We start from the raw sequence: 22,553 nt of genomic DNA on the forward strand, positions 1-22,553 counted from the left end.
CCATGAAGCCCGATGCACAGCGCGTAAAACAGTTCCTGCTCAGCCTGCAGGATAATATTTGCCAGCAGTTATCCGCCGTAGATGGCGCTGAGTTTGTTGAAGATAACTGGCAGCGCGAAGCGGGCGGCGGCGGTCGCAGTCGGGTGCTACGTAACGGCGGTATTTTCGAGCAAGCGGGCGTTAACTTCTCCCATGTCCACGGCGAGGCAATGCCGGCCTCGGCTACCGCGCATCGCCCGGAGCTTGCCGGGCGCAGCTTTGAAGCCATGGGCGTCTCACTGGTGGTGCATCCGCAGAATCCCTACATTCCGACCAGTCATGCCAATGTACGGTTTTTTATCGCGGAAAAACCGGGCGCTGATCCGGTCTGGTGGTTTGGCGGCGGCTTTGACTTAACGCCCTACTACGGCTTTGATGAGGATGCAGTTCACTGGCACCGCACGGCGCGGGATCTGTGCCAACCGTTCGGTGATGACGTTTATCCCCGTTACAAGAAGTGGTGCGACGACTACTTCTTCCTCAAGCATCGTAACGAACAGCGTGGCATCGGCGGGTTGTTTTTTGACGATTTGAATACGCCGGATTTCGACCACTGTTTCGCCTTTATGCAGGCGGTAGGACAAGGTTACACCGAAGCGTATCTACCGATCGTCGAACGCCGCAAAGCGATGAGCTGGAGCGAGCGCGAGCGCGATTTCCAGCTCTATCGTCGCGGGCGCTATGTGGAATTTAATCTGGTGTGGGATCGCGGCACGTTATTTGGTTTACAGACCGGCGGGCGTACGGAATCGATTCTGATGTCGATGCCGCCGCTGGTGCGCTGGGAGTATGACTGGCAGCCGGAAGCGAACAGCCCGGAAGCCGCCCTTAGCGAGTTTATACAGGTCCGCGACTGGGTGTAATTGCCTGATAGCCCTACGCTTTTCAGGCTTACAACTACAACGGCACAGCCCCGTAGGCCGGATAAGACGCAAAGCGTCGCATCCGGCACAATAGTGTCATCACGCCCACTGGCGCATACGCTGATGTAGCGTCAACGACGGTTTCTCCGCAAACAATTGCTGGTAGTCGGTGGCAAACTGCCCCAAATGCCAGAATCCCCACTGCATGGCGGCATCTTTTACCGTCGCGCTTTGCGACCATGGGCTTATCAGCTCGCGACGCACGGCGTTCAAACGAATACGTTTTAACCATGCGTTCGGACCAATTCCGAGTATCGTATGAAAAGCGTTTTGCAGCGTCCGACGGCTGACGTGAAGTTGATTACACAGGTCGAGTACCGTCAGCGGCTCTGACATATTTTCCAGCACATACTCGCGCGCACGCGACAGCAGGCGACGATAGCTCTGATGGCTGATGCTCTCGGCCGTGATTATCGGCTGCGCTTCTTCCAGCATTGTGCCCATCGCCAGCAACAGGTTATCGCCCAGCACTTTGCGTACCGCAGGTTGATGGAGGTTTTCCGGATTCTCGCTAAATGTCGCCAGCGCCTGCTGCACAAAGCCCCATAGCGCAGCTTTATGTTGCTCTTTTACCTCCAGCGCCGACTGGTTACGCAGCATATGCAGCACCCTTTCCGGGTTGTGGAGGAAGTTGGCCTGGCGGGCAATCGCCTCTTGCGAAATTACGACACCCAAAATGGTGTAGTCATCCGGTGTACTCAGTTCAAATTCCGTCCCGCCAGGTCGGGTGGCAATTTCAGCGTTACCGAGACACTGGGTGCCAATAAATCCCTGTTCGCCGCGCGTGGCCGGAATACCAAACCAGAAGGAGTTCGGCCAGACAAGACACGACTGACGTAGTGCCAGTCCGGTGTATTCACGGAACACCTGAATATCGTCGAGCAGGATTTCCGTGAACTCGCCATGAAATTTTCCCGGATGCAGCTGGTCGTAGATCTGCTGCCATGCGGTAATCGTCAGCGCATGCTCATACACATCCGTTGTTCGCCGTTGGTGAACGTTGTCCACCTCCACTTTCGGCGTAAGTTTAACGTCTTCGGGTAATGCTTCATGATAAAGATGGTGCAGGTTTGCAGTACGTTTCTTTTTCATGATCTTTTAAGCCGGAAGCTTCAACGAAGCCCCCGGCCCTCCGACAGGTTAGTTTTTTAAGCGATAGCGACTACTGCGTTTACGCAACGCTCCGCCAGAAAAGAGCTGTTCCAGCGCCCTTCTGGCTTCATCAAGTGACCAGCCAAAATGGGCAGCCACTTCCCCTGCCGTCATTCCTTGACGGACCGATGCCAACAGCGTCAGAAGTTGCTCAGAGGACTCAGGCGTCAACGGGGCGTCCTGCGTCTTCTCTGCCTTTACGTCTGCTTTCACTTCTGGCTTCTGTTCTGGTTTCTTCGGCTGGCGCTTAAAACCGCCGATCAGCCACTGGGTGTCATCGTCCGGCCGGCCTATTTCCTTACGGCTGATAACACGGCCCGTACGCGCTGCGGCGGCGCTGCCGGCATCAAGCGCTGCGCGGCACGCCGCCAGATCGCCTTCCACCACCAGCGTCAACCGGCCAGGATCGAGCACTTCGTGGCTAAGCAGACGCACATTCGCGGCTTTCAGCATGGCATCTGCCGCATCCACAGCAGCCACCATGCCATCCACTTCCAGTAATCCCAGTGCATTGATCATCACAACCTCTCTTACGCGCGCTGGACTGGATTACGGGCAATATCCAGAACGGCATCGGCAAAGGCGTTACATGCAGCTTTACAAGCGGCCTGGCTCCCGGTCAAAAACGCGGCCGAGTAGTTAGTTTCTGACGGCGGTGGGACGTAGGTCACCAGTTGTACATCGGCAGATTTCAGCGCAGCATCAATGCCAAATGTCGCTTCCAGCGGCGGCGCCACCAGATACGCCATCGGATCGCCAAGTCGGCATCCTGCGGTAGCCGAAAGATACGACCCGGTACGCGAAACCACGTGCGCCAGGAAAGCGGTATCTTCTGCGTCATTCGCCCACTGGAACGCCGCGCCGCTTTCAATATTGGCCACCATCGCGTCCAGACCTGCGCGAACTTCGGCCGGGTTTGGCCCTCCGAGCATAATCAGTACTTCGCCCGAGGTTGGAGAGGGACTGTGCGCCGCGCCGGCATACAGCGAGCGGCCATAAACCACTTCGACCATTGCCTGTTTTGTCGCTTCGTCTGCAGCAATATACGCCACGTCATCAGAATCTGCTGTGATGAGTCCGAGGCTACGTATATGTGGCGGTAATTTAAGTTCACGGGCAAAACCGTCATTTATCGAGGCAATCACGCGCATTGCGGTGACTGAAGGTCTAATCAAATCTAATGCTGGCATGATGCCTCCTTAACGGGTCATATTGATGCCGGATGCTTTTTGCTCCAGCATGCGCTTGGCCAAATCCACAATCACCGCCGCCGCTTCAACCGGTGGCGTACCGCCCTGGTGAATGTTCGAGATACAGGTACGGTCAGCTTCAACGGTCGTCGCCACACGCGGCGAATAGACGGCGTAGCAGGAAAGGCTTTCAGACTGGCCAAGGCCCGGACGTTCCCCAACCAGCAGGATCACCGCCTTCGCGCCCAGCAGTTCGCCGATCTGATCTTCGATTTTCACGCGACCATAGCGAACAAAGAATGGCGTCCCCACCTTCAATCCGGCCTGTTTTAAGCCCGACAACAGCGGCGGCAGGATCTCTTCGTAGTTGGCGGTGATAGCATCAGTCGACAGGCCATCAGAGATAATTACCTGTACATCCGGATTCATTACACACTGTGATTTCAGCGCTTCAATGGCTTCCGCACTCAGACGACGCCCCAGATCCGGACGCGTCAGATACAGATTTTTGTCACTGATTTCCGAGCGCACTTCCAGCAGCCCCTGAGCTTTTACCCACTCTTCCGGCACTTCTTTTAAGACCGTATCTTTCGAACGCGAATGGTCGGCAAGGAAACGCAACAACGCCTGAGTACGCGGGCGAGGACCGGCACGGCCGGTACATACGCGCGCTGCGGTGCTACGACGCAGTTCGGTCAACACATCTGCACGATGCGGATCCTCAACGCCAATCCACGCTTTGGCTTCGGCGGAGCCTAAATCCATCGCACAGCTTTCACCAGTCGGCGCGGCGCACTGCGTGGTGCTGCATTTTGCTTGTGCTGACGGCGTCTGAGCCTGAGCCTGCGGCTGCGACTCCCCCATTGATGCCATCACGCTACGTACAATTTCTTCAATCTGCTTTTGATCCATCATGTGTCATCCCCGCGTCATCAAAAGAACAGTGACGGATCGCCCGCCCGTTTGGTCAGGCGACCGTTTGCCATAATGCCCATGGTTTCCAGCCAGCGTTCAAACTCCGGCGACGGCCGTAAATTCAGCAACTGACGGACGGTGGCGGTATCGTGAAACGCGGTGGTCTGATAGTTGAGCATGATGTCGTCACCGAGCGGCATGCCCATGATGTAGTTGCAGCCAGCGGTGGCGAGCAAAATCATCAGGTTTTCGTTGAGGTTCTGGTCAGCATCAGCATGGTTGGTGTAGCAGCAGTCACAGCCCATTGAGATACCGCTCAGCTTGCCCATAAAGTGATCTTCCAGACCCGCGCGAATAATCTGACGGTCGTTGTACAGATACTCCGGCCCGATAAAGCCCACCACGGTGTTCACCAGGAACGGATCGTAGTGGCGCGCCAGCCCGTAGTTACGTGCTTCCATCGTCACCTGATCGGCACCAAAGTTAGCGCCAGCAGAGAGCGCAGACCCTTGCCCGGTTTCGAAGTACAGGCAGTTTTCCCCGGCGATGCGGTTAAACTCAGCCCCCACTGCACGTGCTTCATCCAGCATAGCCAGCTCAACGCCGAACTCTTTTAAGCCTTTCTCGCTGCCGCAGATACTCTGGAAAATCAGCCCGCCCGGCGCGCCGCGGCGAATCGCTTCGATCTGGGTGGTAACGTGCGCCAGTACGCAGCCCTGGGTCGGAATGTTGAATTTGTCGATGACGCCGTACACGGTATCCAGTACGCGGCTTAAGTTTTCCACGTCATCCGTTACCGGGTTAACGCCGATCACCGCATCCCCCGCGCCGAATGACAGCCCTTCGTAGATTTGCGCGGCAATACTCTGCACGTCATCACGGGTATCGTTCGGCTGCAAACGGCAGCTAAAGGTGCCCGGCAAACCAATGGTAGTGTTGGCCTTTTTGATCACCGGCATTTTCTTACCGCCGTAGATCAGATCCGCGTTGGAGCAAATTTTTGCCACGCCTGCGACCACTTCTGACGTTAACCCTTTGCGCATAAACGCAATGTCATCCACGGAGGTTTCATCGCTCAGCACGTACTCGCGCAGTTCGCTGATGCTCCAGTTTTTGATGCGGTTATAGGCCGTTTCGTTGACGTCATCCTGAATCAGACGCGTCACGCAGTCTTCTTCATAGGAAATCACCGGGTTATTGCGGATATCCGCCACCGTCATTTCCGACAGCACCTGCTTGGCCGCCACGCGCTCCTGTGAACTGGTTGCAGCTACCCCTGCCAGCACATCCCCCGAACGCAGTTCGTTGGCTTTTGCCAGCACCTCTTTAACATCCTTAAACTGATAAACATTGCCGAACAATGTGGTCTTTAGTTTCATAAGTCGTTCCCTCAGGAAGGAAATGCGAGTGATTTCACCGTCACCGGCACAACCGATCCGCCAAAAAGAGGCGTACCAATGTCGATATAGTCCCCCGCCCGGACAACCACCTCATCGATGACCGCCAGCGGGTGTTGCTGTAACTGTGGGCGTAACAGCATGCCCAGGGCTTTACCAAAATCCTGCTCGGCTACCACCAGCAGGGGATGCGGATTCGGATAGCGCGCGACAAAAGCCAGCAGCGCATCAATAACCGTTAACAGCGCGGCGTAGCGCACCGGCAGCGAACTGGGCAGCGCCAGCACGTAGGCGTCCGTTTGCGGGTCCAGATCGAGTTGCATCAGCGCTTGCTGCCAGGCGGCTACCAAATCAGCCTCATCAACCGGAATCGCCACCGGCAGATTGCGCAGCGGAAGCGCCACACCTTCCAGCCAGATAGTGCTGCCCGAAAGCGACAGCGTATGCGCCCCGGCGCCAATCACCGTGGCACGCACGGTTTGCGCCGGAAACTGCACGTTCATCTCACGCAGGCGCGGATGTTCATGCAGCGCCGTGGCGAGCAGCGGCCCGATGTCGGAAAAACAGAACGGATCGGCAGGTTGGTTGCGGTAGCACTCGCCCACCCCGCCGGACAACGTAATCACTTCCGGTTTCACGCCCGCAGGCAGCAGACCGGTTTGCATCAGTGCCTGCGCCAGCGGTGAAAGCGTACCGTCAATCACTTCCACAATCAGCGCCGCCATCCGTCGCGCCACCTGAACCAGTTGCGTGGCGTTAAGCGAACGAGCGTCGGTACCTGGGCCAAATACGTCATCAACAATCATTTGCCCCGGCTGATGCGCATGCACCACTCGCCCCTGGCCATCAGTTTCCAGCAATCGTCCGCCGACGTTCAGGCAAGCCGAACCGCTGACCTTTCCGGCATCAAACAAGACGTAGTTCGACGTACCGCCACCGATGTCGATATTCAGTACGCGGCACAACTTCTGCTCTGACAGGGTTTGAGCCCCCGCGCCGTGACCGGCAATCACCGATTCCAGATGCGGACCGGCGCTGGCAACCACGAAGTCCCCCAGCGACTGGGAGAGCGCCATCACCGCCGGTCGCGCATTGCGGGTTTTGGCACTTTCTCCAGTAATGATGATCGCACCGGAATCGACGGCCTCAGGCTTGATACCCGCTGCCTGATACTGGGCGAGGATCAGCGCCTTAAGTTCGGCCTCTTTCAACCCGCCCTGCTTATCAACGGGGGTAAAGAAAACCGGGCTTTGCCAGCTAATTTCGCGTTTGATGAATTCGTAGCGCGGCACCTGCGACACTGCCGCACGGTTAACCAGCTCAAGGCGCGAGAAGATCACCTGAGTGGTGGTGGTGCCGATATCGATACCGACGCTCAGTAGCTGGCGAGTATTCACGATTGCGCCTCCGGGTTGGTTTCTACTTCTGCTGGCACATCTTCATCTTTCGGTACCAACAGCATAGCCACACCAATCGCCGTCACGCCGCCAATCAACTTGCCGACAATCATCGGGAAAATCATCGCGTTCATGTTGGCAGCGGCGAAGCCTAAGTGGTCACCCAATGCAAAGGCCGCGGAGACCGCAAAGGCGCAGTTGATCACTTTGCCGCGGGTATCCATATTCTTCATCATGCCGAACATTGGGATGTTGTTCGCCAGCGTCGCGACCATGCCTGCAGCCGCAATATTATTGATTTTTAACAGATTACCGACGCTCATCAGCGGTTTTTCAAACCAGCGGGTCAGCAGCAGAACCATTGGGTACGCACCGAGCAGTACGCAAGAGATAGAACCGATAACTTCGATGGCGCGCATCACTTCACCCGGCTTGTCGCCCGGTGCCATGAAGATGGGATCAAGACCCGGAATCAGCTCCCAGCCGAGCAGGAACTTAATTACCGCTGCCGCCAGGCCGATGGTGATCAGCGCCACGAGGAATTTCGCGAAGATCTGAAAACCGTTGATCATTTTTTCCGGGATGAATTTCAGTCCCAACGCCACCAGCACGGCCACGATCAGCACCGGGATCATATTCATCAGGATCAGCGCGAAGGTGAACTCCACCGGCTGCCCGTTGATTTCGACGCCGGAGTACATCGCTATCAAACCACCCGCAATACAACCAATCGGAATGGTGACGATACCGGCCAGCACACCCAGCGCCAGATAACGACGGTCAGATGGTTCAATAATCCCCAGCGCAACCGGAATGGAGAACACCAGCGTCGGCCCCATCATCGCCCCGAGGATCAGGCCTGAGTACAGCCACGCCGCAACGTCGCCGCCCGCCAGTTCTTTCGCCAGGAAGAAGCCGCCCATATCGCACGCCAGCAGCGTTCCGGCAAACATCGACGGGTTCGCGCCCAGCATTTCGTACAGCGGAATAATCACCGGCCCGAGCACATGCGCCAGTACCGGCGCCAGAGCGGTCATACCGACCATCGCCAGGCCCAGCGCGCCCATCGCCATAAAACCTTCTTCAAACTGGCCGCCCGACCCCTCAATACTCTTACCGAACTTACCGAGGAAGCGCGCCGAACCGCCGAACTGCGACAGGATCCTGTCCACGGCGGCAATCAGCATAAAGAACATCATGATGTACATGATGATTTCGTTAATTCCCATAGCCCCTACTCCCTGTCATTTGTGATTTGTAGGCCGGATAAGACGTTTACGTCGCCTCCGGCATTAACGCCGTGTTATTGCCGGATGGCGGTGCGAGCACCTTATCCGGCCTACAGGCATTACCCGGCAGCCGCGTACAGGTCGATAATCTGTGCCTGCGTGGCGGTGCGTGGGTTACTGCGAATACAAATATCCTCCAGCGCGGCGTGAGCCCATGCGCTGTAATGCTCGGGTTTTGCTCCCACGTCGGAGAGTCGTTTGGTTTGGCCCACTTCGCTAATCAGCTCGCTGACAGCGTTGATGGCATCGCGATCGTCCGACTTCTTGTTGGTTAACGCCCGTCCGATATGGCTGAAGCGCTCACGACACACCAGGCGGTTGAACCCCATTACCGTCGGCAGCAGCATGGCGTTAGCCTGTCCATGCGGGATGTGCAGCGCAGCGCCCGGCTGGTGCGCCATCGCGTGACACAGACCCAGCCCCGCACTGGAAAACGCCATCCCGGCCATACAGGAAGCCAGCAGCATACTTTCCCGCGCCGCCAGATCCTGACCGTAGCCGACGGCCTTCGGCAGCGATTTACCGATCATCGCAATCGCGCCAATCGCCAGGCTGTCGGTAAACGGCGTCGCGTTCAGCGCGCTATACGCTTCAACAGCGTGCGTCAGCGCATCGATCCCGGTCATCGCCGTGACGTGTGCGGGCACACCTTCCGTCAGCGCGGCGTCAAGGATCGCCACATCCGGCATCAGTGTTGCGTGGGCCAGCACTTGTTTGAGTCCAGTCGCGGCGTCGATAATCACCGTGACGTTAGTGGTTTCTGAGCCCGTTCCGGCGGTAGTCGGTACGGCAATCAGCGGCAGACGTGGGCGTAACGTGCTGCGCTCGTCCATGTCAGCCAGCGTCTGGGTGGGGTTGGTCACCAGCAACGCCACTGCCTTTGCGGCATCCAGTACGGAACCGCCGCCGAAGGCCACTACGCCATCGCACTTCGATTCACGCAATTGCGCGACCGCTGCGCAGACGTCCGTGATGCACGGTTCGCCCACCGGGCACGGCCACAGCGTCATCGCCACGCCCTTCATCGCCAGACTACGCTCCAGTGCGGCGGTCATCCCTGCCTGATGCAGGAAGCTGTCAACCATGACGAACATATGCGTCAGTCCGCGCGTTTGTGCTTCCTGTCCGCAGGTACTGAGCGCTCCCAGTCCACATAACGTAACCGGTGGAACGCTAAACGTTTTTACGCGTTGCAGATTCAGGGTATCGAATGCCTGAAAGAGCGCGGTCTGCAATTCAGCTTGCATAGATTCCTTCCGCTTTTTCTTTTCCGCTATTTGCAATCGCCAGCGGGGTCATAAACAGGCTGTGCTGGGGTAAATGCACCTGCAGTTCCGGGAAACGCTTACGAAACAGTTCATCAACGCCCGGCTGCATACAGGAGCCACCGGCCAACCACAAGTCAGCGATGCCCTGTCCTGCTATATGGTGAGCCACGATCTCCGCCATCTTTTCGTAGACCGGCTTAACCACTGGCCAGATTTCTTTGCCGTTGCTGCGCTTGTACTGCTCGGCTTCCTCCAACTGGATGCGGCGGTTCCCCGCCAGCGTCAGAGAAATATGGTGCCCACCGGTCGCTTCATCGGCGGAATAAGTCACTTTGCCCTGCTTCACAATGGCTATCCCGGTGGTGCCGCCACCGATATCCACCACGCCAGCGTTATCGAGCTGCAACAGATCCGCCACGACGGTCGGTTCGTCGAGCACATGACTTACTTCAAGCCCGGCAGACTCCAGCACGTTGATCGAAATTCGCGGGTCCGTTCCCGGTGGAAACGAGGTTGCCGCATGGGTAAAACGGCAACCTAGCTGTTGTTCGAGCGTATCGAGATGGCGACGAACGATGGTCACCGCACCGAAGAAATCCCAGACGATGCCATCGCGCACGACATCGGCCCAGTCCAGGCAAACCGCAACCGGCTGCCCGTCACTGTCAACAACCATCGACACCACATCACACGTTCCCAAATCCACGCCCAGCCACAGCGGTGAATCGCTCGCAGCAGGCGTCTGGTTACATAGCGTTGCCGCTTTGAGCAGCCTGGGTGTCAGCCAACGTTGTTCGTCGTGCGCCATCTCTTTTACTCCTTATACGATTCTGAAGGCGTCCACCAACACGCAGCGACGCAGACGCACAAACGTACGCGCGCTGGTCACCCCTTCCCCGGTTGGCGTGGTAATGGTCATCGTCGTCCAGCCTTCGCCGCCGAGCCCAAGACCGGCTATACACGGTCCGTTCTTGACGAAAATGCTGGTATCAATGGCGTTTGCCATACGGTTCATGTTGTCGATATTGCGCGAGTGCATCGCCGCCGTATGGTGGCAGCCGCCTTCAAGCTTGACCGCCAGTTCGATGGCTTCATCAACGTTGGCGACCCGCACAACCGGCAGAACCGGCATCATCAGTTCGGTGATGGCAAACGGATGCGTCGCTGAGGTTTCGACGAATAACAGCCGGGTTTGATCCGGTACGTTCAGACCAATCGCCGCAGCGATTTTTCCTGCATCGCGGCCTACCCAGTCACGACTGACCGTGCCTTTACCGCGCTCATCGATATTTTTCAGCAGCACCGGCTGCAACTGGTCGGCCTGAGCCGCAGTCAGTTTCACCGCATGCTGGCTTTCCATCAGACGCATCAGTTCATCAGCGACGCTATCGACCACGATCAGCACTTTTTCGTCGGCGCAGATGATGTTGTTGTCAAACGAAGCGCCTTTAACGATCGACTGCGCCGCGCGCGCCAGGTCGGCCGTTTCATCAACCACCACTGGCGGATTACCCGCACCAGCAGCAATCAGACGTTTGTTGGTGTGCTTACGCGCGGCGTCTACTACGGCTTCACCACCGGTCACCACCAGCAGGCCGATACCTGGGTACTTGAACAGACGCTGCGCAGTCTCGATATCCGGGTTGGCAACCGTCACCAACAGGTTTGCCGGACCACCTGCAGCAACCACCGCCTGGTTAAGCAGGGTGATAGCGCGCTGAGAGACTTTTTTCGCCGCCGGATGCGGTGCGAAGACCACGCTGTTACCAGCGGCAATCAGGCTGATAGCGTTGTTAATGACGGTTGCGGCCGGGTTGGTGGATGGGGTTACCGAGGCCACCACGCCCCACGGCGCATTTTCAATCAGCGTCAGGCCGTTATCGCCGGTCAGGACCTGTGGAGACAGGCATTCCACCCCCGGCGTGCCGCGCGCCTGCGCCACGTTTTTGGCAAATTTATCTTCAACGCGTCCCATGCCGGTTTCTGTGACGGCAAGTTCCGCTAATTCTCTGGCGTGCTTTTCGCCCGCCTCACGTAGAGCCGTGATAGCCAGTTGGCGCATGGCAACGCTTTTCAGCCCCTGCTGGGCCAGTTTTGCTGCCGCCACTGCGTCATCCAGGGAGGCAAAAACGCCCATTTCTTGAACGGCACTGACCGGTTGGCTGCTGTCTTTCATTTTCAGCAGCACCGCTTTCACGACCTGTTCAATATCCTGTTGATTCATGATTTTCTGCCTTATTTATGGAAGATCACCTGACCACCTGCCACCACTTCATCGACAATGCCAATCACGCACAGATCGACAGGTGATGATTCATTCCGGTGCGCCTGACGGGCTGAGCTTCCGCTGACCAGCAGCACCCACTCTCCGGTTCCCGCCCCGATGCTGTCGATCGCAACAGCACATTGCCCGTCGGGATTTCCCTGGGCGTCAATCATTTCCACCATCAGCAACTTGTCGTGCGCGAGCCCCTGATGGCGTACGGTACAAACAATTTGTCCTGTGACGATTGCCAGTTTCATACGCGCCTCCGTGGCATATTTCAGGTAAAACCTCCCCCTACCCTCCGCAGAAGGTAATGTGAAAAGGAGAGAGGGTGACGCCAGCAATGAAGTCTGTGGCGTCACATGGACGACTTACATGTCGTTGCTGTCGCCTTTAAAGCTGATCGGGAACACTTCTTCCAGATCGCCGTGCGGACGCGGGATCACGTGTACGGAAACCAGCTCACCAATACGCTGTGCAGCTGCAGCACCAGCATCCGTTGCCGCTTTACATGCCGCTACGTCGCCACGGACCATGGCAGTGACCAGACCGCCACCGATCTGCTTCACGCCAACCAGTTTCACGCGTGCCGCTTTAACCATTGCGTCAGAAGCCTCAATCAGTGCAACCAGGCCCCGGGTTTCAATCATTCCTAATGCTTCCATTGTGTTTTCCTCTCATTAAGGGGTCCAGAACGGGACCTATACATACACTTCATCCTTCACACAGCCTCTTTGTTGGCTGCGTTTGCTCACCTCAGTCACTTACTTAAGTAAGCTCCTGAGGTTCCCGCACTTGCCGCCTCGACGCTGCGCGAATGATTTTGTGTATTAACCAGTGTGTGCGAGGCGTTTTCACGACTCACGTCAGTCTGGCGCGGCACTGCTGCCACCAACGCCAGTTCGATAATTTCCTGTACGCTACAGCCGCGAGAAAGGTCATGAAGCGGTGCGGCCAGCCCTTGAATCAACGGACCAACTGCGCGATACCCTCCCAGACGCTGAGCGATTTTGTAGCCAATATTGCCTGCCTCCAGCGATGGGAAGACCATCACATTGGCATTGCCCTTTAACGGACTGGCGGGCGCTTTTTGCGCGGCGACCTCCGGAACAAAGGCGGCATCAAATTGCAGTTCCCCATCCACGATAAGCTGTGGAGCACGCTCACGGACGATCTCGGTCGCCTGCTGCACGTTAGCGACGTTGGGATGGCGAGCGCTGCCATTACTTGAAAACGACAGCATGGCCACGCGCGGCTCTTCACCTGTGATCGCCTGCCATGTCTGCGCGCTGGCAATCGCAATATCCGCAAGCTGTGCGGCGGTGGGCTGCGGCACGACGCTGCAATCGGCAAACCCTAATGACGGCCCGAGGTACTGCGGCAGCATCAGGAAGATTGACGACAGCGTTTTACAGCCCGGTTGTAGCCCAATAATGCGTAACCCGGCGCGCAGCACGTTTGCCGTCGATGACAGATTGCCCGCAATACAGACGTCTGCTTTGCCCGCGCTGACCATTGCCGCGGCGAACATCAGCGGATCGTTGAGTTTTTCCAGCGCATCCGCAGGCGTTTTATCTCCCGCGCGGGCCAGCCAGCGCAGCGCAAATTCTTCGCGCATTGGCAGGTTGCTTTGCGGATCGATAACCTGAATGCCATCCATTGCCACCCGATGACTGAGGGCAAACTGACGCAGCGCAAACGGGCTGGCGACGAGAATGGGATGTGCCAGACCATGCTGGTGCAGGTAATTAGCCGCCTTCAGCACCCGAACATCCAGCGCATCCGGGAACACCACCCGTGCAGGTGAGCGCTGGGCGAGTTGACGAGCACGTTCAATGATCATGGCTTCTCCCCCAGTCGCTGTTGAATTTGGCTAACCGTTAGCGGATGCTTCGCCACGCTCAGAATCATCATCACGTAGACCGTACTGGAAAGGCGGTTGAGCGCCTGCATGATGTCCGGTCGCATAACTTCAAAACTACGAGTGATGAAAACCTGGGCCGCCACCGTCTCCGTTTCTCGGACTTTAGTACGTAGCAGATTAAGCAACGCGCAATCACGTCCGTGGCTGGCCTCAGGCACCAGATGGTCGTGGTCCAGATAGCGCAGCGGCTGATGCGAAAGCCGGTGTAAATCTTCGTCACTTAAACCGACGATAGCTTGTGCTGCCAGCGGCTCATCCATAGCGTCGGCGCGCATAATGTTGCCCAGGCGCGAACGGATATCCGCCAGCCACGGCTGCCACGGTTGCGCCAACTCTATCTGCAACCACACGGCCAGCGCGATGGTGCTGTCCAGCGCGGCGCGAAATCCCAGGCGCGGATCGCTTTTGGCGACCATCTTGTCCGCCGTCAGATGCGTCAGCGTGTCTGGTTTCTTCACCACCGGTTGATGACACAGTTCGCAACTGGCCTGCGGATGCGTATCGCTGCTGGTTAAGCCATGCACCGGCTGCGGCTGCTGTTCTTCGTCATCAATAAACAAGCTACCCTGCTCGTCAATAAACTTAATGCGCAGATGTCGGCTTTCCAGTAATTCCCGGGCAGACGGCGTCAGGCGAGCGTCAGCGGGGAGATGAATTTCAGCCCCTTCGCTGAGCGTATGATTCGCTCTGAGCCATGCTTCGGTAATGAAATCCTTCATACATCCGCCTTAGCAGGACTGCCAGTTCGCAGGCCAGGCCACATACAGAAACTTCACCGTTGATGGCGTGCCAAATTCGATGCTGGAACCTTTCGGGATAAACATCACATCCCCGGCTTTAGCAATCATGGTTTCGCCTTCGTGACGAACGTGCAGCTCGCCTTCCAGAATCATGTCGATTTCGTCGTAGTTCAGCGTCCATGGGAAAAAAGCGTTATCCCACTGCATGAACCCGGCTGCCATACTGCTACCATCCTGGTCGGTCACCAGGTCGGTTAAACCTACGCAGTGCGGCTGTGCGCCGTCAAAACGACCAAACTTCACGCTGCTGCCGTCGATGACTTTGACACCGCCTTTGCCGGTTACCGAGTTAAAGCTCGGCTGCATTCCGCCTTGCTCCAGCGACTGTTTCTCCTTCATGACTTTGTCCATCAGTTGGGCGACCAGGCTTTCGGTAAACTGCCCTTCCGGTAACTGCGCAATGATGGTTTCGCGAATACGTTGGCTTTCCGTTTTGCCATCATCCACCGCCGCCGGTGCAGCAGCGGCTGCAGTTGGCGCGGATTCATCGCATTCGCTGATGGTGACGCCCAGCAGCTCCGCAACTTCGCGCGCCTCCGGGGTGATGATGCTGGCGCGCAGAACAACCGACATTTCCTGTTCGCCGCGTGCGTGGGCCGCACGAATATCGTTAGCTGTGATGAGTTTTTTCACCTGCCCTTTCCTCCTTTTGGCTGAGCTCAGTCAGATAATCCACCAGGTGCTGCACGCTGCGCGGGTCATGGCTATTGAGCTCAAAAATCGGCTCCTGAAACCCCATCCCGCGAAGTAGTTGTCGCGTTGCGGCGACGTCGGCATCCGGCATGTCCGTTTTGCTGATAACGGCGATTTGTCGTTTACTGGCGCCGATATCCAACAGCCCGGCAGGTAAGCGACTTTCTTTATCATTTGCCGCGTGTATATAAATCAACGTATCGACATCCTGCAGCGTGGTAATTAAGGCGTGATACCAGCGCGGATGGCTGAAATATTCCCCTGGCGTGTCGATATCGCCATTTTCATTAAACTCCACGGCCTGAGTTTTTCTGGCGAGGGAATAATTCCCCTGTAGCGCATTAAAGAGCGTTGTTTTCCCCGCCCCCACCGTACCGACAAACGCAATACGTTTCATCGCCGCCTCTGATTAACTTTTTGTCAGATTGCACAAAGTGAAATTTAATAACCGACCCAGACCGCTTACCGTCTGTAATAACGCTTCCTCTACCGCGCCTACTGAGCCGTAGATAACCAGCGCACCGCTGAATCTATCGAGAAAGCCGATATGTACATCTGCCGCCTTCATGGCTAAATCACCGGCAATCATCGCGGTTTCACCTGGCGTCAGCGTCATGATGCCGATGGCACCCGCTTCGGGAACGCCGATCTTTTTCGCCAGTTCTTCGCCGGGGTGCGCAATGAGATGCGCCAGCGTGACCTGTTTCCCCGGCACAAATTCCTGAATAATGCGTTCTTTTTCCATTGCTCACCGCCTCCTCTAAAACTGCCCTCATCGTGGCAATTTTTTGTCAGAGTAAATAACAAAATTCGGCAACCAGGTTTAAAAGGTGAAGTGGATCACTAAGAAAGGGAAAATAAAAAGGCGCGAGAGAAACCCGCGCCGGAAATAAATTAAAGTGAAATTACAGCGGCTGCGTTTGGGCTTCTACGACCGCCAGCGCCACCATATTAACGATACGACGAACAGAGGCGATCGGCGTTAATACGTGAACCGGTTTTGCAACCCCCATCAGCACGGGGCCAACCGTAACGCCTTCAGAACTGGAAACGCGTAGTAAGTTGTAACTAATACGGGCAGCTTCCATATTCGGCATCACCAGAATATTCGCTGAGCCTTTCAGCGGACTGTCCGGCATACGGTCATTACGGATGCTTTCCACCAGCGCGGCGTCGCCGTGCATTTCGCCGTCAATCATCAACTCTGGCGCACGCGCCTTAATCAGCTCCAGCGCATCGCGCATTTTGCTGGCCGATGGACAGTCAGATGAACCAAAGTTGGAGTGGGACAGCAGCGCCACCCTCGGTTCGATACCAAAGCGACGTACGGTTTCTGCAGCCATCACGGCGATTTCAGCCAGTTGCTCCGGCGTAGGGTCATCGTTGACGTAGGTATCGGCGATAAAGGTGTTACCGCTTGGCAGCAGCAAGGCGTTCATCGCCCCGGCAGTATGCACGCCATCGCGATGACCAAACACCTCTTTCACCACGCTGAAGTGTTCATGGTAGTCGCCAATCGTACCGCAGATCATCGCATCCGCTTCGCCGCGCTGCACCATGATCGCGCCGATCACCGTAGTATTGGCAATCACCGCGCGCTGCGCCTGCTCCTGGGTAATCCCACGGCGTTTCATAATCTGATAGTACTCGCTCCAGTACTCTTTGAAGCGCGGATCGGACTCGTTGTTGACGATTTCAAAATCGACGCCCGCTTTGATCTGCAAACCCAGTTTCTGGATACGCATTTCGATAACGCTCGGACGACCGATCAGGATCGGCTTCGCCAGACCTAACGTGATCAGCTCCTGGGTGGCATGCAGCACACGCGCCTCTTCCCCTTCCGTCAGCACCACTCGCTTCGGCGCTTTGCGTGCCAGGGAGAAAATCGGTTTCATAAACAGGTTGGTTTTGTAGACGAATTCGCTCAGCTTATCGATGTACGCATCAAAGTCGGCAATCGGACGCGTTGCCACACCGGAGTCCATCGCCGCCTTCGCCACCGCAGGGGCTATTTTGACGATCAGACGCGGGTCGAAAGGTTTCGGAATGATGTATTCCGGGCCGAAGCTCAGGTCCTGATCGCCATAAGCAGAGGCCACCACTTCGCTCTGTTCGGCGTGCGCCAACTCAGCAATGGCATGTACCGCAGCCAGTTTCATCTCTTCGTTGATGGCGGTAGCGCCGACATCCAGCGCGCCACGGAAGATGAACGGGAAGCACAGGACGTTGTTAACCTGGTTCGGGTAGTCAGAACGACCGGTGCAAATGATGGCGTCGGAACGCACCTCTTTTGCCAGCGGCGGCAGGATTTCCGGTTCCGGGTTGGCGAGCGCCAGGATCATTGGCGCACGCGCCATCTTCTTAACCATTTCCTGGGTCAGCACTTTCGGACCGGAGCAACCGAGGAAAATATCTGCGCCGTCAATCACATCATCCAGCGTACGCTTACCGTCATCTACCACCGCATAAGCCGCTTTGGTTTCCGCCATGTTCGGTTCGCGGTCTTTGTAAATCACGCCTTTGGAGTCGCAGACCACAATATTGTGCTTCTGCATCCCGAGCGCCACCAGCAGATTCATACAGGCAATCGCCGCTGCGCCTGCGCCAGACACCACCATGCGCACGTCAGAGATATTTTTCTCAACCACCCGCAGACCGTTCAGAATAGCGGCAGTACTGATGATTGCCGTACCGTGCTGATCATCGTGGAAGACCGGAATATTCATGCGCTCGCGCAGTTTTTGCTCAATGTAGAAGCACTCCGGGGCTTTAATATCTTCGAGGTTAATGCCGCCAAACGTGGGTTCCAGGGCCGCAACCACATTGATAAATTTATCCGGATCGAGTTCATCCACTTCGATGTCGAAAACATCAATCCCGGCGAATTTCTTAAACAGAACGCCTTTGCCTTCCATTACCGGCTTACCGGCCAGCGCGCCAATGTTGCCGAGGCCCAGCACCGCTGTACCGTTAGAAATAACCGCAACCAGGTTGCCGCGCGCGGTATATTTGTAGGCTGCCAGCGGGTCTTTTTCAATTTCCAGACACGGTGCAGCCACGCCCGGCGAGTAGGCCAGCGCCAGGTCGCGCTGCGTTGCCAGAGGCTTGGTCGGAGAAACCTGGATTTTACCGGGTACCGGAAACTCGTGGAAATCGAGGGCGCTTTGTTTTAACTGGTCATCCATCTTGTTGTTCCTTTCACGTATCTATCAAAAAAAGTGGCGCGGGTAACCATTCTACTGAGCCGCACATTATCACCCCAGTCAACGGCACAAACTTTGAAGGTCCCCAAACTCTCACCATTCAAAGAAAGAATTTGTTATCAATTTATAACAGCCATGTTACCTGCTTAATCCAGCAATACCATGCTTGTCTGCTATGCTTTTTGCTGACAACGCCCGCAATTTTCCCAAAAGTGTGAATCACAACACGCATCTAACACTTTACTTTTCAAGGAGTATTTCCTATGACCCGTAAAGAGCTTGCCAATGCCATTCGTGCGCTAAGTATGGATGCCGTCCAAAAAGCTAACTCCGGCCACCCTGGCGCACCAATGGGGATGGCCGATATCGCTGAAGTGCTATGGAACGATTTTCTGCGCCATAACCCGACCGATCCCACCTGGTACGATCGTGACCGGTTTATTTTGTCCAATGGCCACGCCTCAATGCTGCTTTACAGCCTGCTGCATCTTTCCGGCTATGACCTGCCGCTCGACGAGTTAAAGAATTTCCGCCAACTCCATTCGAAGACGCCAGGACACCCGGAAATTGGCTACACGCCGGGAGTGGAAACCACCACCGGCCCGCTGGGCCAGGGTTTAGCCAACGCAGTCGGGATGGCAATTGCCGAACGCACGCTTGCAGCGCAGTTTAACCAGCCGGATCATGAAATTGTCAGCCATTTTACCTACGTATTCATGGGCGATGGCTGTCTGATGGAGGGAATTTCTCACGAAGCGTGCTCGCTGGCGGGCACCCTGGGACTGGGTAAACTCATTGGCTTTTACGATCACAACGGCATCTCGATTGATGGCGAAACCGACGGCTGGTTTACCGACGATACCGCGAAACGCTTTGAGGCCTATCACTGGCATGTGGTGCATGAGATTGACGGTCATGACCCTGAGGCGGTGAAAAAAGCGATTCAGGAAGCGCAGTCTGTTACCGATAAGCCGTCGCTGATTATCTGCCGCACGGTAATTGGTTTTGGTTCACCGAACAAAGCCGGGAAAGAGGAAGCGCACGGCGCAGCGCTGGGCGAAGAAGAAGTGGCGCTGACCCGGCAGAAGCTGGGATGGCATCATCCTGCTTTTGAAATCCCCAAAGAGATTTACCGGGCGTGGGACGCACGCGAGAAAGGCGAAAAAGCGCAACAGGGCTGGAATGAGAAATTCGCGGCGTATCGACAAGCGCATCCGGAGCTAGCGGCAGAGTTTACCCGCCGGATGAGCGGCGGACTGCCGAAGGAGTGGGAAGCAACAACGCAGAAATATATTACCGAGCTGCAGGCCAATCCGGCCAAAATCGCCACCCGTAAGGCCTCGCAAAATACCCTTAACGCCTACGGGCCGATACTACCTGAGCTGCTTGGCGGCTCTGCGGATCTGGCGCCCAGCAATCTGACCATCTGGAAAGGCTCCACTTCTCTTAAAGAGGATCATGCAGGAAATTACATTCACTACGGCGTGCGGGAATTTGGCATGACCGCGATTGCCAACGGTATCGCACACCACGGGGGCTTCGTACCGTACACCGCAACGTTCCTGATGTTTGTTGAATACGCCCGTAATGCTGCGCGCATGGCGGCGCTGATGAAAGCCCGACAAATTATGGTTTATACCCACGACTCGATTGGTCTGGGGGAAGATGGTCCTACGCACCAGGCCGTTGAACAGCTCGCCAGCCTGCGTCTGACGCCTAATTTCAGCACCTGGCGGCCGTGCGATCAGGTTGAGGCGGCGGTAGGCTGGAAGCTGGCGGTCGAACGCCATGACGGGCCAACGGCGCTGATCCTCTCGAGGCAGAATCTGGCGCAGGTTGAACGCACGCCTGAGCAGGTACAGCAAATTGCCCGCGGTGGCTATGTGCTGAAGGATGGCGGTGGTAAGCCGGATGTTATTCTCATTGCTACCGGTTCAGAAATGGAAATCACGCTGCTGGCGGCGGAAAAACTGACCGGCGAAGGTCGTAACGTGCGGGTGGTTTCTCTGCCCTCAACCGATATCTTCGACGCCCAGGATGAGGCGTACCGGGAGTCGGTCTTGCCGGCAAACGTCAGCGCGCGCGTGGCGGTAGAGGCTGGAATTGCCGACTACTGGTACAAATATGTTGGACTGAAAGGGGCGATTGTCGGCATGACGGGTTATGGGGAGTCAGCACCGGCGGACAAGTTGTTCCCATTCTTCGGCTTTACGGTGGATAACATCGTCGACAAAGCGCACAAGGTGCTTAACGCGTGATCCACAGCGTGGGCCAGGCATCTGGCCCATGCCAGTTATCACAGCTAGGCTCCTGGGCGTAGCGCACCAGGCGAAACCGCTGTCCATCATAGCGCCAGCGGGTCTGGATACCGCAATCTGCCATCCCTCGTCCTTTGGCGAGGGTTACCAGCTCCCGCGACTTCTCGTCAAACGTGGCGTTGGTCAACTCCATATCGCGACTTTCCGCATCCGTTTTAAAAGGCAGGCTCAGGCGTACCGCGCGTGAAGTCATAGGGTTAGTGCGTGAAACCACCCACGCCAGATCGATGGTGTTATACGCCCCGGCCTCACAGCCAATCATCAGCAGCGCTTTATCATCCGTCAGGGCCGTAACGCGCATCTCGCGCCGCAGCGGATCGATCGAGCAGCGAATACCGTTGATCCGCCAGTTACCGTAGTCCAGCAGTTCACTGCGCTCTTGTTGTGTGAGGGGGGTTGGCGTTGGGTTAATGACCGCTACGCCTTTCAGTGCGGGGGCCGGAGGAACGCTGAGCGGAGGCTCGTCGCCTTTTTCGATCCATGCGGTTTCGCTACCGACCCGTTTTTGTTGGGCGTCGATAAACAGCAGCGCGGCTTTTAGCCCATCCAGTGACAGGGTTTGCGTCCCTTTTTGCAGGGTTATCGCCTTCGCGTCCTGTACGGTTTGTAAAAAGGCGCTGATGGTCGCCGGATCGTCGGTCATCAGTTGCCGGGGAGTAATACGCCAGTGTTCGCCGCGAAGCGAGAGCGGCGCGCCATCCAGGAGCAGACGCGGCGCAATATCGCTCTCTTTGACAGTGGATGTTTCCAACCCACCCAGTTCAATACGCAACACGGCGTCGGTATGCGCCCCGGCGCTGCGGCTTAAGGTCATGACCAGGCCGTGATGTTCACCGGTATTGCGCGCCACGCAAAAGTTTTGGTTATTGCACGTTACCTGCCAGTCAGAAAACGCTTGCTGAGCGGGTGCAGCCCACAGCAAACGGACGGGTAGCAACCCGAGCAGGAAAAGCAAAATAACGCGATAGCGCATGGACGGTACAACCCCGAAGTCAAAACACACAGCCTAAGCGGTATCTTCCTTGCGCGACTGATGTGGCTCAATAAGAATCGTCGGATTGGCCGAAAATTTGTAAAGAAATATAAATCCCGTGCATTAATCCATGAGATGCGACGACTGCAAATAGTTCAGTAAAAGCACCGTTTTACCGTCACGGATCTCACCCGTTTTAATCATTTCCAGCGCCTGTGTGAACGGTAGCTCCAGAACCTCAATATCTTCATCTTCCACACCGCCGCCGGCGTTTGCCCGCTGACTGTCGCTGTATTGCGCGATAAAGAAATGGATCAGCTCCGTTACGCCGCCCGGCGACATGTAGAGTTCGAACAGTTTACGCACTTCACCCACTTCATAGCCGGTCTCTTCAATCGCCTCTTTACGAATACACGCTTCCGGTTCGTCGTTATCCAGTAGCCCGGCGCAGGTTTCAATCAGTTGGCCGTCTTCGTTACCGTTGACCCAGGTGGCGACACGAAACTGGCGGATTAACACCACCGTTTTCTTCTCCGGGTTATACAGCAGGATAGTAGCGCCGTTACCGCGATCGTAAACCTCGCGCTTATGACGAATCACCTCCCCAGTGCTACGGGTCAGGTCATAGGTGATATTGCGCAGGATGAAGTAGTTATCGGAGAGGACTTTATCTTTGATGAGGGTAATTTTTTGCGACATACCGGCTCCACAGCAAGAAGTGAGAAATAATACTACGCCGTGAAACCGGGTTTGTCTTGGAACAATGTAGGCCTGATAAGCAAAGCGCCATCAGGCATGCATGCGGC

21 protein-coding genes and 1 pseudogene are annotated in these 22,553 nt (G+C 56.3%); 2 read left to right on the forward strand and 20 right to left on the reverse strand.

Annotated features, from left to right (window positions below):
* Window positions 1-2: 2 nt before the first annotated feature.
* A complete protein-coding gene (hemF, locus tag LA337_16485) occupies window positions 3-902 on the forward strand; it encodes an oxygen-dependent coproporphyrinogen oxidase (GenBank protein ID UBI14766.1) in 900 nt (299 codons plus the stop codon).
* Between the two features lie 99 nt (window positions 903-1,001).
* Here hemF and eutR read toward each other — a convergent pair whose 3' ends face one another.
* The 18 genes and pseudogenes from eutR to maeB all read right to left on the reverse strand — a co-directional run bounded on the left by eutR (window position 1,002) and on the right by maeB (window position 18,438).
* On the reverse strand, window positions 1,002-2,054 hold the full coding sequence (eutR, locus tag LA337_16490; GenBank protein UBI14767.1) for an HTH-type transcriptional regulator EutR: 1,053 nt from the start codon (window positions 2,052-2,054) through the stop codon (window positions 1,002-1,004).
* Between the two features lie 48 nt (window positions 2,055-2,102).
* A complete protein-coding gene (gene eutK, locus LA337_16495; GenBank protein ID UBI14768.1) occupies window positions 2,103-2,633 on the reverse strand; it encodes an ethanolamine utilization microcompartment protein EutK in 531 nt (176 codons plus the stop codon).
* Between the two features lie 11 nt (window positions 2,634-2,644).
* The gene (gene eutL / locus LA337_16500; protein UBI14769.1) at window positions 2,645-3,304 is read right to left on the reverse strand and encodes an ethanolamine utilization microcompartment protein EutL; all 660 of its coding nucleotides are present in this window, start codon (window positions 3,302-3,304) and stop codon (window positions 2,645-2,647) included.
* Between the two features lie 9 nt (window positions 3,305-3,313).
* Window positions 3,314-4,216, reverse strand: coding sequence for an ethanolamine ammonia-lyase subunit EutC (gene eutC / locus LA337_16505; GenBank protein ID UBI18494.1), 903 nt, complete (start codon window positions 4,214-4,216; stop codon window positions 3,314-3,316).
* A 20-nt stretch (window positions 4,217-4,236) separates the two neighbouring features.
* On the reverse strand, window positions 4,237-5,598 hold the full coding sequence (gene eutB / locus LA337_16510) for an ethanolamine ammonia-lyase subunit alpha (GenBank protein UBI14770.1): 1,362 nt from the start codon (window positions 5,596-5,598) through the stop codon (window positions 4,237-4,239).
* Window positions 5,599-5,609: 11 nt separating this feature from the next.
* Window positions 5,610-7,013 carry an ethanolamine ammonia-lyase reactivating factor EutA gene (gene eutA, locus LA337_16515; protein ID UBI14771.1) on the reverse strand — a complete coding sequence of 468 codons (1,404 nt, stop codon included), beginning with the start codon at window positions 7,011-7,013 and terminating at the stop codon, window positions 5,610-5,612.
* The gene (gene eutH, locus LA337_16520) at window positions 7,010-8,242 is read right to left on the reverse strand and encodes an ethanolamine utilization protein EutH (GenBank protein ID UBI14772.1); all 1,233 of its coding nucleotides are present in this window, start codon (window positions 8,240-8,242) and stop codon (window positions 7,010-7,012) included. The genes eutA and eutH overlap by 4 nt, the downstream gene beginning before the upstream one ends.
* A gap of 119 nt (window positions 8,243-8,361) precedes the next feature.
* Window positions 8,362-9,549 carry an ethanolamine utilization ethanol dehydrogenase EutG gene (gene eutG, locus LA337_16525; protein UBI14773.1) on the reverse strand — a complete coding sequence of 396 codons (1,188 nt, stop codon included), beginning with the start codon at window positions 9,547-9,549 and terminating at the stop codon, window positions 8,362-8,364.
* On the reverse strand, window positions 9,539-10,378 hold the full coding sequence (eutJ, locus tag LA337_16530) for an ethanolamine utilization protein EutJ (protein UBI14774.1): 840 nt from the start codon (window positions 10,376-10,378) through the stop codon (window positions 9,539-9,541). The genes eutG and eutJ overlap by 11 nt, the downstream gene beginning before the upstream one ends.
* A gap of 12 nt (window positions 10,379-10,390) precedes the next feature.
* Window positions 10,391-11,794 (reverse strand): aldehyde dehydrogenase EutE, encoded by a 1,404-nt coding sequence (locus LA337_16535; protein ID UBI14775.1) that lies wholly within the window; start codon window positions 11,792-11,794, stop codon window positions 10,391-10,393.
* A gap of 11 nt (window positions 11,795-11,805) precedes the next feature.
* The gene (gene eutN / locus LA337_16540; GenBank protein ID UBI14776.1) at window positions 11,806-12,093 is read right to left on the reverse strand and encodes an ethanolamine utilization microcompartment protein EutN; all 288 of its coding nucleotides are present in this window, start codon (window positions 12,091-12,093) and stop codon (window positions 11,806-11,808) included.
* Window positions 12,094-12,207: 114 nt separating this feature from the next.
* Window positions 12,208-12,501, reverse strand: coding sequence for an ethanolamine utilization microcompartment protein EutM (eutM, locus tag LA337_16545; protein UBI14777.1), 294 nt, complete (start codon window positions 12,499-12,501; stop codon window positions 12,208-12,210).
* A gap of 182 nt (window positions 12,502-12,683) precedes the next feature.
* Window positions 12,684-13,679 (reverse strand): annotated as a pseudogene (gene pta, locus LA337_16550) (phosphate acetyltransferase).
* Complete coding sequence (gene eutT, locus LA337_16555) at window positions 13,676-14,479, reverse strand: ethanolamine utilization cob(I)yrinic acid a,c-diamide adenosyltransferase EutT (protein ID UBI14778.1); 804 nt, start codon at window positions 14,477-14,479, stop codon at window positions 13,676-13,678. The pseudogene pta and the gene eutT overlap by 4 nt, the downstream one beginning before the upstream one ends.
* 9 nt (window positions 14,480-14,488) lie before the next feature.
* Window positions 14,489-15,193: an ethanolamine utilization acetate kinase EutQ gene (gene eutQ, locus LA337_16560; GenBank protein UBI14779.1), complete on the reverse strand. Its 705-nt coding sequence runs from the start codon at window positions 15,191-15,193 to the stop codon at window positions 14,489-14,491.
* The gene (eutP, locus tag LA337_16565) at window positions 15,171-15,650 is read right to left on the reverse strand and encodes an ethanolamine utilization acetate kinase EutP (protein UBI14780.1); all 480 of its coding nucleotides are present in this window, start codon (window positions 15,648-15,650) and stop codon (window positions 15,171-15,173) included. The genes eutQ and eutP overlap by 23 nt, the downstream gene beginning before the upstream one ends.
* Before the next feature lie 12 nt (window positions 15,651-15,662).
* On the reverse strand, window positions 15,663-15,998 hold the full coding sequence (eutS, locus tag LA337_16570; protein UBI14781.1) for an ethanolamine utilization microcompartment protein EutS: 336 nt from the start codon (window positions 15,996-15,998) through the stop codon (window positions 15,663-15,665).
* Between the two features lie 160 nt (window positions 15,999-16,158).
* Entirely contained in the window at window positions 16,159-18,438 is a 2,280-nt protein-coding gene (gene maeB / locus LA337_16575) for an NADP-dependent oxaloacetate-decarboxylating malate dehydrogenase (GenBank protein ID UBI14782.1), read from the reverse strand.
* Window positions 18,439-18,719: 281 nt separating this feature from the next.
* Here maeB and tkt point away from each other — a divergent pair, with 281 nt between their 5' ends.
* Window positions 18,720-20,714 carry a transketolase gene (tkt, locus tag LA337_16580; GenBank protein ID UBI14783.1) on the forward strand — a complete coding sequence of 665 codons (1,995 nt, stop codon included), beginning with the start codon at window positions 18,720-18,722 and terminating at the stop codon, window positions 20,712-20,714.
* On the opposite strand, the gene LA337_16585 is transcribed toward tkt, so the two are convergent.
* Entirely contained in the window at window positions 20,704-21,747 is a 1,044-nt protein-coding gene (locus tag LA337_16585) for a DUF1176 domain-containing protein (GenBank protein ID UBI14784.1), read from the reverse strand. The two genes, tkt and LA337_16585, sit on opposite strands and share 11 nt — an antisense overlap.
* 123 nt (window positions 21,748-21,870) lie before the next feature.
* Complete coding sequence (gene nudK / locus LA337_16590) at window positions 21,871-22,446, reverse strand: GDP-mannose pyrophosphatase NudK (protein UBI14785.1); 576 nt, start codon at window positions 22,444-22,446, stop codon at window positions 21,871-21,873.
* Window positions 22,447-22,553 lie beyond the last annotated feature (107 nt).

The sequence above is a fragment of the Citrobacter europaeus genome, from assembly GCA_020099315.1.
GTDB lineage: Bacteria > Pseudomonadota > Gammaproteobacteria > Enterobacterales > Enterobacteriaceae > Citrobacter > Citrobacter europaeus.

Excerpts from the sequence above, each read along its gene's own strand:
- eutM (UBI14777.1), bottom strand. The coding sequence starts at position 12,501 with ATGGAAGCATTAGGAATGATTGAAACCCGGGGCCTGGTTGCACTGATT.
- LA337_16535 (UBI14775.1), bottom strand. The coding sequence starts at position 11,794 with ATGAATCAACAGGATATTGAACAGGTCGTGAAAGCGGTGCTGCTGAAA.
- eutH (UBI14772.1), bottom strand. The coding sequence starts at position 8,242 with ATGGGAATTAACGAAATCATCATGTACATCATGATGTTCTTTATGCTG.
- eutG (UBI14773.1), bottom strand. The coding sequence starts at position 9,549 with ATGCAAGCTGAATTGCAGACCGCGCTCTTTCAGGCATTCGATACCCTG.
- LA337_16585 (UBI14784.1), bottom strand. The coding sequence starts at position 21,747 with ATGCGCTATCGCGTTATTTTGCTTTTCCTGCTCGGGTTGCTACCCGTC.
- eutC (UBI18494.1), bottom strand. The coding sequence starts at position 4,216 with ATGGATCAAAAGCAGATTGAAGAAATTGTACGTAGCGTGATGGCATCA.
- eutB (UBI14770.1), bottom strand. The coding sequence starts at position 5,598 with ATGAAACTAAAGACCACATTGTTCGGCAATGTTTATCAGTTTAAGGAT.
- eutL (UBI14769.1), bottom strand. The coding sequence starts at position 3,304 with ATGCCAGCATTAGATTTGATTAGACCTTCAGTCACCGCAATGCGCGTG.
- eutS (UBI14781.1), bottom strand. The coding sequence starts at position 15,998 with ATGGAAAAAGAACGCATTATTCAGGAATTTGTGCCGGGGAAACAGGTC.
- tkt (UBI14783.1), top strand. The coding sequence starts at position 18,720 with ATGACCCGTAAAGAGCTTGCCAATGCCATTCGTGCGCTAAGTATGGAT.
- eutK (UBI14768.1), bottom strand. The coding sequence starts at position 2,633 with ATGATCAATGCACTGGGATTACTGGAAGTGGATGGCATGGTGGCTGCT.
- eutR (UBI14767.1), bottom strand. The coding sequence starts at position 2,054 with ATGAAAAAGAAACGTACTGCAAACCTGCACCATCTTTATCATGAAGCA.
- eutN (UBI14776.1), bottom strand. The coding sequence starts at position 12,093 with ATGAAACTGGCAATCGTCACAGGACAAATTGTTTGTACCGTACGCCAT.
- eutP (UBI14780.1), bottom strand. The coding sequence starts at position 15,650 with ATGAAACGTATTGCGTTTGTCGGTACGGTGGGGGCGGGGAAAACAACG.
- eutJ (UBI14774.1), bottom strand. The coding sequence starts at position 10,378 with ATGGCGCACGACGAACAACGTTGGCTGACACCCAGGCTGCTCAAAGCG.
- eutT (UBI14778.1), bottom strand. The coding sequence starts at position 14,479 with ATGAAGGATTTCATTACCGAAGCATGGCTCAGAGCGAATCATACGCTC.
- nudK (UBI14785.1), bottom strand. The coding sequence starts at position 22,446 with ATGTCGCAAAAAATTACCCTCATCAAAGATAAAGTCCTCTCCGATAAC.
- hemF (UBI14766.1), top strand. The coding sequence starts at position 3 with ATGAAGCCCGATGCACAGCGCGTAAAACAGTTCCTGCTCAGCCTGCAG.
- maeB (UBI14782.1), bottom strand. The coding sequence starts at position 18,438 with ATGGATGACCAGTTAAAACAAAGCGCCCTCGATTTCCACGAGTTTCCG.